Origin of the sequence: Alkalibacterium putridalgicola (assembly GCF_900109825.1) — a bacterium.
Classification (GTDB): domain Bacteria; phylum Bacillota; class Bacilli; order Lactobacillales; family Carnobacteriaceae_A; genus Alkalibacterium; species Alkalibacterium putridalgicola.
The window spans coordinates 1-4,669 of sequence record NZ_FOBL01000064.1 but is presented as its reverse complement, the minus strand read 5'-3'; the positions used below and the strand labels follow the sequence as shown (position 1 = coordinate 4,669).

Genomic DNA, 4,669 nt, shown 5'->3' with positions numbered 1-4,669 from the left:
CTGAGGCTACATGGCTTCGTTTACCAATATCAATGCCTAAGAAGAACATAACGACACCTTCTTCATTTAATTTTGGATTGAACAGCCACTCGTCTGAAAAGCGTCACTACCTTGTTATAGATACGGAGTAAAGCACGAAGCTTTCAACATCTAACTCATTCGCAATCAGCTTATCAGAGAGAGGAACCAGTCTTTCGATTACGAGTTCAAGGACTCAAGGAGTAAACGGCTAACCTCTCAATCCAATAAACTAATTATCTCATATCTAATGAGATGAGGTAATCGAAAAGAGGTTCATAGGGTTATCCAGTAAAAACCGGAAGGTTAAAACCCTAAATATAATATACAAGGAGTGAAGGCAGGCATCAGACTGTTTCACCTGAGTGATTTAAGTAAGTTTTAAACCAACCAATAAGGAAAGAAGGGGTTAGAAATGATCAATTATTTAACTAAAAGCAGACAAGGACAGTTTTTAGTCGTAGGTATTTTATTCGCTGTACTGGGCTTTGTCTTTCTATCTATCAATGACAGGTACAGTACCGGGCTGTTTTATGCAGCGATTTTCTTCTTAGGCTTCTATGCGGCCAAGGACGCGGTCGTGGAAACGATCAGGGAGAAGTCGCCGAACGTGGACCTTTTGATGATCCTGGCAGCTTTAGGGGCCGTCATCATCAACTATGAATCAGAAGGGGCCGCTCTGCTGCTCATTTTTGCAACGGCCGAGGTGCTGGAAGACTACGCCAACAACAAGTCGACGTCAGCTATTTCAGAACTGATGGCTCAAGTCCCGGAGACTGCTCAAGTCTTGAAGGCGAACGGAGAAGTCGTCACTGTTCCGACAGAAGAGCTTGAAATAGGCGATACCGTCGTGGTCACCAAAGGCGCGCAGATCCCTATCGATGGGGTCATCGACCGTAAAGCGGTGGTGAATGAAGCAGCTCTGACGGGAGAAGCCGTACCTGTAGAAAAGGATCAGACAGATGAAGTCTTCGCGGGGACGATCAATGAAGGCAATGTGTTCCATATAAAAGTGACAAAAGCGAACGACGAAACGGTCTTCTCGAATATCATCCGAATGGTCGAAGAAGCTCAGAGCCGACCGTCGCGCATCTCAAAGTTCATTGACCGCATCGAAAGCAAGTACGTGATCTCTGTCCTGGTCATCGTTCCTATCTTTATCTTTGTCTTATACACGATGGTGTCTATTCCTTTTGAAGAAGCTTTCTACCGCGGGATGGTCTTTCTGACCGTCGCAAGCCCCTGCGCACTCGTTGCTTCAGCAACACCGGCGACATTGAGTGCGATCAGCAATGGAGCGAAACACGGGATCCTCTTCAAAGGCGGAGCAGCGATGGAAGCCTTGAGCACGATGGACACCTTGTATACAGACAAGACAGGCACGCTGACTTACGGCGAATTCAAAGTCGATGACTACAGCGCGCCGGAAGATGTATTGAAAGAAGTCATCTATATGGAACAGCAGTCCAGTCATCCGATCGCCCAAGCCATCGTTTCGGCCTTCAAAGAGACTGATTTGAGTTCTGTGGACCATGAAGAACCGGTCAATGAGATAGCCGGTTCCGGCGTCGAAAAAGGCACGGTCAGAGTCGGAAAGCCCACTGCCTTCAGTGATTTCAAATATTACGACCGCTTCACGCAGTACTTCCAGAAAGGCAACACCATCATCCTGGCAGCGAAGGAAAAGGAAGTTGTCGGCTACTTCTCACTCAGTGATCAGATCCGCAGGCAGTCGGCTGATGCAGTAGCCAATTTTCAGAAAGAAGGCATCAAAGTCACACTTCTGACCGGTGATAATGAAGAAGTCACGGCCAATGTAGCGGAAGTCGTCGGGGTCGATGACTACAAAGCATCCATGCTTCCTGAAGACAAGATCGACTATGTCATGCAGAGTCAGGACAAGGAAGAAGTGGTCGGCATGATCGGTGACGGGATCAACGATGCCCCAGCCCTGGCGAATGCCGATATCGGGATCGCTATGGGGAGCGGTTCGTCTGTTGCAATGGAGTCGTCCGATGTCGTGGTCGTCAAGAACGACCTGTCAAAACTGTTTTACAGCTACAAACTGAGCAAGCGTCTCAACCGCATCATTTTCCAGAATGTCATTTTCTCGATCAGCGTGATCGTGACCCTGATCGTTCTGAACCTCTTTGGTGTTTTAGGCCTGCCGCTGGCGGTCCTGTTCCATGAAGGCTCAACGATCCTCGTTATCCTGAACGGTCTGCGCCTGATCGGTTCCAAACCTAAAAAGGAAGAAGTCGACCCCTCACTGGAGTCTGTAAAAGTATAAAAAAAGGCCCTTGAGACTATCTATCATACAGTCTCAGGGGCCTTCTCACATTTCTATTCAGCTGAGCATTGAAAAGAGGGTCTGGATGGTGCCGTTCTCCAGCATGATATAGATCCCCAGACCGATGAAAACGATAGGGACAATGATTCGTTCGTACTTTTCCAGTGTTTCTGAAACAAAAGAGATTTTGGCCAGCCGGTAGCTGATATAGCAGAGTATCGAGACCGACACGGCAAAGATAACGATGGCAAGGATGATCTCAGATATATCCAGTGCTGTGAAGTAGGGGATATAGATACCCAAGTTGTCACCGCCTGAAGCGACGGTGATCAGAGCAACGGTCCAGAACAAGCGTCTGGAACTGCCTGAACCGATTTTTTCTGCCAGTTCGTCCTCATCTTCTTCCTCTTCACCGTGCAGGGCGACCCGGATCCCTAAATAAAGCGGGACGAGTCCTAAGAGACCGATGATCCAGTCCTGAGGGATGAAATTCAGGACATAAGCAGCAAACAGACTGACGGCGACTAAAAAGCCGGTCCCTAGATACTGGCCCCAGTAGATATGGGTGATGCCTTTTTTCGTGGGACTTTGAGAAAAAATGACCAGCAGGATAAACAAATAGTCGATGCTGGTCGATATGTAAACGGCGATGGCCGATATGATGGTTTCTATCAAAATGATCTCCTCCAGTTATGATGACGTCGTGACTGTTTCAGTTAGATCGCTGAGTGAGTTGAAAACAGAAGCAGCTTTTTCCTTGATCAGCGAGTAATACACGACTTTTCCGTCTCGCTTTGATTCGAGCAGACCGTTCTGCTTCAGATAGCGCAGATGATGCGACGTCGAAGCAACGCTGGCTTCAAGTACAGCGGCCAGATCACAGACACATAATTCTTCGTAGGTCAAGAGTGCGTACATAATCTTGATCCTAGAAGGGTCTTTGATGCATTTGCTCAAGAGCAGGATATCAGAAAAGTCTTTGTCTGTAAGGCGATCTTTAACTGCATTTACTTTGTCTTCGTGGATGATTGTGGAACTGCAGACGTCCAGAGTCATGGTTTACTCCTTTCATTCAAATATATGTTTGAATGAAGTATAGCACGATTTTAAATAGCTTGTCAACAGGGTCAGAAACCGGACAGGAGAGTGAGATGAATAAAATTCAGTCAATTCGCTCAATCTAGTTTACTCAAAGGCATTAAAACAGATACAATAAGAAGGAGAGTACAGCTGGAGCCGGTTTTTAAAAGTATAAAATCAGGCAACAGCTAACTAATGGAGGTTAAAACATGCTAAATATTGCGTATATCGGTGACGGAAAAAGTACGAACCGCTATCATATCCCTTTTTCCAGTCAAGTAGAGAACATCAACATCAAGACCATTCAAGCCCGCTCGGGTCACAATGAAATGTGGGAAAAAGTCCCTGGAGCGGACTATGTAAAAGAGAAAAGCGCGATCTGGAACGATCCGGAAATCGATCTGGTCGTCATCTCCACACCGCCACAGACCCATTATACGCTGGCGAAAGAAGCCCTTTTGAATGGCAAAAATGCTTTGGTTGAAAAGCCTTTTGCCGAAACTGCTGAAGAAGCTAGAGAACTTTTTGCACTGGCTGAAGAAAAAGGTCTGTTCATCCAATGCTACCAGAACCGCCGCTTCGACTCGGATTTCCTGACCGTTCAGAAAGTGATCGAGAGCGGAGTCCTGGGAGATATCCTGGAAGTGGAAATGCATTTTGACTACTTCAGACCTGAAGTGCCGAAAAGTGCGGAATCATTTGAGAAGTTGAACAGCTTCATGTACACGCATGCCTGTCACACGGTGGACCAGGTGCTGTCTTACTTTGGCGACCCGAAAGCGATCCATTACGACGTGCGCCAGCTCCTAGGCGACGGTCGCATGAATGACTACTTCGACTTGGATTTCAACTATGAAAACAATCTGAAAGTTGCTGTCAAATCCAGCTACTTCCGTCTGAAGAGCCGTCCAAGCTTTGTCGTTTACGGTAAGAAAGGCACCTTTGTCAAAGAGACGAAAGACCGTCAGGAAGAACATCTGAAGCTGTTCTACATGCCGACGAATGATGATTTCGGCGTCGACCTGCCGGAACACTACGGTACGCTTTACTATATGGACGAAAACGGTCAGTATCACGAAGAAAAAGTGGTGTCAGAAGTGGGCGACTACAGCCGCATCTATGTAGGCGTCTATGAATCGATCGTGAAGGACAAGGAGAAAATCGTCAAAGACGAAGAAACCATCCGTCAGATCGAAATTTTAGAGCAAGGCATCAAGGAAATGAAGAACTACTAAATGAGTGTAGACAGTTAATTGCCTTTCACGAGAACAGGCAGCAGCT

At 46.8% G+C, this 4,669-nt stretch carries 4 protein-coding genes; 2 read left to right on the top strand and 2 right to left on the bottom strand.

From position 1 onward, the window contains the following. Positions 1 to 433 precede the first annotated feature (433 nt). Positions 434 to 2,308 (top strand): heavy metal translocating P-type ATPase, encoded by a 1,875-nt coding sequence (locus tag BMX84_RS12255; protein ID WP_091490334.1) that lies wholly within the window; start codon positions 434 to 436, stop codon positions 2,306 to 2,308. Between the two features lie 57 nt (positions 2,309 to 2,365). Here BMX84_RS12255 and BMX84_RS12250 read toward each other — a convergent pair whose 3' ends face one another. Together BMX84_RS12250 and BMX84_RS12245 are read right to left on the bottom strand one after the other, a co-directional pair. Continuing rightward, positions 2,366 to 2,998, bottom strand: coding sequence for a CadD family cadmium resistance transporter (locus BMX84_RS12250; RefSeq protein WP_371860984.1), 633 nt, complete (start codon positions 2,996 to 2,998; stop codon positions 2,366 to 2,368). After that, positions 2,999 to 3,364: an ArsR/SmtB family transcription factor gene (locus BMX84_RS12245; protein WP_091490328.1), complete on the bottom strand. Its 366-nt coding sequence runs from the start codon at positions 3,362 to 3,364 to the stop codon at positions 2,999 to 3,001. A 233-nt stretch (positions 3,365 to 3,597) separates the two neighbouring features. On the opposite strand from BMX84_RS12245, the gene BMX84_RS12240 reads away from it, so the two are divergent. Next, entirely contained in the window at positions 3,598 to 4,623 is a 1,026-nt protein-coding gene (locus BMX84_RS12240; protein WP_091490326.1) for a Gfo/Idh/MocA family oxidoreductase, read from the top strand. Positions 4,624 to 4,669 lie beyond the last annotated feature (46 nt).